Below are 3,548 nucleotides of genomic sequence, written 5' to 3'. Positions count from 1 at the left end.
GGGTAGCCCGCTGCATCTGTCGGCGTATGCGCTCACGTTGATCGGCAAGATCATGTGCTACGCACTGGCGGCACTGGCGCTCGATCTGGTGTGGGGCTACTGCGGCATCCTGAGCCTCGGCCATGGCGTGTTCTTCGCGCTGGGCGGTTATGCGATGGGCATGTACCTGATGCGCTCGATCGGCCGCGAAGGCGTGTACAAAAGCGACCTGCCGGACTTTATGGTCTTCCTCGACTGGAAGGAGCTGCCCTGGTTCTGGCACGGCACCGAACATTTCGCCTGGGCCATGCTGCTGGTGATTCTGGTGCCCGGCGTGCTGGCTTGGCTGTTCGGCTTCTTCGCCTTCCGCTCGCGCGTGAAAGGCGTGTACCTGTCGATCATCACGCAAGCGATGACGTATGCGGCCATGCTGCTGTTCTTCCGCAATGAAACGGGCTTTGGCGGCAACAACGGCTTTACCGATTTCAAGCGCATTCTTGGCTTCCCGATTGCCGCGTTGTCGACCCGCACGGTGCTCTTTGTCGCGACGTTTGTGGCGCTGGTGCTGGCATTCATCGCCTGCCGCGCGATCGTCACGTCCAAGTTTGGGCGCGTGGTCACGGCCATTCGTGATGCCGAAGCGCGCGTGATGTTCTCCGGCTACAACCCGCTCGGCTACAAGCTGTTCGTGTGGACGTTCTCTGCGGTGCTGTGTGGCATTGCGGGCGCGCTGTATGTGCCGCAGGTCGGCATCATCAACCCGGGCGAGATGTCGCCGGGCAACTCGATCGAGATGGCCGTGTGGGTGGCCGTGGGCGGGCGCGGTACGTTGATCGGTCCGATCATCGGCGCGTTCCTCGTCAACGGGGCCAAGACGTTGCTGACGGCGTGGGTGCCGGAGTACTGGTTGTTCGTGCTCGGGGCGATCTTCGTGCTGGTGACGCTGTATCTGCCGAATGGTGTGCTGGGGCTTTGGGCCAGGCTGCGCGTACAGAAGCGCGTGCCCACGCAAGCCAAGGCCCCTGAAGCTACGGCAACCACCGCCGCACCGCCCGCCGGAGACCACGCATGAGCACCTTTACCGCACTCCCCGACCGCGCGGAGACCGGTACCGCCACCGGTATGGGCCACCTGGTCGAGCCGGACACGATTGATGTTTCGCACGGCGCCATCCTGTATCTGGAGGACGTGACGGTGCGCTTTGGCGGCTTTCGCGCGCTGAACGCGCTCACGCTGTCGATCGACCACGGCGAGCTGCGCTGCATCATCGGCCCCAACGGCGCGGGCAAGACCACGATGATGGACGTGATCACCGGCAAGACCGGCCCGCGCAATGCGGATGTCACGGGCCGGGTGTTCCTTGGCCAGACCATCGACCTGCTGCGACTGACCGAACCTCGCATCGCGCAGATCGGCATCGGCCGGAAGTTCCAGAAGCCCACCGTGTTCGAGCAACACACCGTGTGGGAGAACCTCGAACTGGCGATGAAGGCTGACAAGCGCTGGTGGGTGTCGCTGCGCGCTCGATTGCTCGATGACGGCCGCCAGCGCATCGAAGAAACGCTTGGCCGCATCCATCTGGAAGCCGAGGCGTATCGGCCTGCCGGCCTGCTCTCGCACGGGCAAAAGCAGCGGCTGGAGATCGGCATGCTGCTGATGCAGCAACCGCAACTGCTGCTGCTCGATGAGCCCGTCGCCGGCATGACGGATGAGGAAACGATGCAACTGGCCGCGCTGCTCAACGGCCTGCGTGGCTCGTGCTCGATCATGGTGGTCGAGCACGACATGGAGTTCGTTGCCGCGCTGGCGGGGGAGAAGGGGCGCGTGACCGTGCTGGCCGAGGGCAGCGTCCTGGCCGAAGGCACGCTCGATGCCGTCAAGCGTGACGAGCGTGTCATTGAATCGTATTTGGGGCGTTGATATGTTGCAGGTCCAGCAACTGAACCAGTTCTACGGCGGCAGCCACATCCTGCGCAATGTCAGCTTCGAGGTGCCGGCAGGCAAGCTGACCACATTGCTTGGCCGCAACGGCGTGGGTAAGACAACGCTGCTCAAGTGCCTGATGGGCGTGGTGCCCACTGCCAGCGGCGCGATCGATTGGGAAGGGCATGCAATCCAGAAGCTGCCCGCGTATGAGCGGGTCTCCCAGGGCCTCGCCTATGTGCCGCAAGGCCGCGAGATCTTTCCGCGCCTGACGGTGGAAGAGAACCTGCTGATCGGGGCCGCCGCCAAGCGCGCGCCATCCAAGGTGCCCGATTCGATCTACGCGCTGTTTCCGGTGCTCAAGGAGATGAAGGGGCGGCGCGGTGGCGATCTGTCTGGCGGCCAGCAACAGCAACTGGCCATTGGCCGCGCGCTGATGAGCGAGCCGCGCCTGCTGATCCTGGACGAGCCGACCGAGGGCATTCAGCCATCGATCATCCAGGAGATCGGCCGCACGCTGCGCCGTCTGGTGGACGAATTCGGCATGTCGGTGCTGCTGGTCGAGCAGTACTACGATTTCGCCCGCAGCATTGCGGATCGCTATGTCGTCATGAGCCGTGGCGAGGTCATCGCCCAGGGCGACGGCGCCAACATGGAAGCCGATGGCGTACGCGACTTGGTCGCTGTTTGACGCACAGGTGTCTTGCAGAAAAAGTCGAGTGCGAAACCTGCGGCATCTGGCTATGATGAGAAAAATCCTAGCTGCAGTGCAGCACCACTGATGCGCCATCCCGATTTTCCTGTTCCGCCGCAGACCGATTCTTTCGCGTCCTGGGAAGCCTCCCTGCGGCTGGCGTTTGCGCGCCGAGGGGAAGAACGGACCGTGCTGGCCGAGTGCCGCCATCGTGGGCCGCTGCGTGTGCAGAAGGCGTTGTACCCGGAAGGTGAGAGCATCTGCCACGTTGTCATGCTGCACCCGCCAGCAGGTGTTGCCGGCGGCGACGTACTCGATATCGACATTGAGCTCGGTGCCGATGCCCACGCACTGCTGACCACGCCCGGCGCGACCAAGTGGTACAAGTCGCTTGGCCGCACGGCCACGCAGCGGGTAGCGATCCACCTGGACGCTGGCGCGCGGCTTGACTGGCTGCCGCAGGAGAACATCGTCTTCAACCAGGCGTGCCCGATCATTGATCTGACGCTGGATCTGGCCCCCGGCGCCACCGCCATCGGCTGGGATACCACCATGCTCGGCCGACACGCCGCCGGCGAGTCATGGGCCGAAGGCCGCATCGCCATGCACACGGCATTGCGCTGCAACGGCCAGCCATTGTGGATCGAGTCCGCAGCGTTTGATGCGCAGTCGCCCGTGCTGAGTGCGACGACAGGCATGTCCGGTTTTCACGTCGTCGGCACGCTGTGGGCGGTGGGCGAGGGCGCGACTGAAGCCCTGGCCGAGGCGATGGCCGAGCACCTGCCGTACAACGACACCCTCCGTGCTGGCGTGACCTGCATCACCCAGGACGCGCCCGGCCTGCCAAACGTTTTGCTGCTGCGCGTGCTCGCACGCCGGCCCGAAGATGTGCGCGCCTTGCTGTCACAGACCTGGCTGGCGCTGCGTGAACCGATGCATGGTGTGCCAGGCC

Annotated in this window: 4 protein-coding genes; all 4 read left to right on the top strand. The window is 64.4% G+C overall.

Annotation, left to right across the window (positions count from 1 at the left end):
• Positions 1-1,051 (top strand): urea ABC transporter permease subunit UrtC (urtC, locus tag JHD73_RS27120; RefSeq protein ID WP_199033232.1); only part of this gene is annotated, 1,051 nt, incomplete at its 5' end.
• Positions 1,048-1,899: an urea ABC transporter ATP-binding protein UrtD gene (urtD, locus tag JHD73_RS27115; RefSeq protein ID WP_199033231.1), complete on the top strand. Its 852-nt coding sequence runs from the start codon at positions 1,048-1,050 to the stop codon at positions 1,897-1,899. The genes urtC and urtD, both read left to right, overlap by 4 nt.
• Position 1,900: 1 nt before the next feature.
• Positions 1,901-2,593: an urea ABC transporter ATP-binding subunit UrtE gene (gene urtE / locus JHD73_RS27110; RefSeq protein WP_199033230.1), complete on the top strand. Its 693-nt coding sequence runs from the start codon at positions 1,901-1,903 to the stop codon at positions 2,591-2,593.
• A gap of 90 nt (positions 2,594-2,683) precedes the next feature.
• Positions 2,684-3,548: urease accessory protein UreD (locus tag JHD73_RS27105; RefSeq protein ID WP_199033229.1), on the top strand; the 865-nt coding region annotated here is incomplete at its 3' end.

It is taken from the genome of Ralstonia sp. ASV6 (genome assembly GCF_016429285.1).
GTDB classification, from domain to species: domain Bacteria; phylum Pseudomonadota; class Gammaproteobacteria; order Burkholderiales; family Burkholderiaceae; genus Ralstonia; species Ralstonia flaminis.
This window is presented reverse-complemented; position numbering and strand designations above follow the sequence as displayed.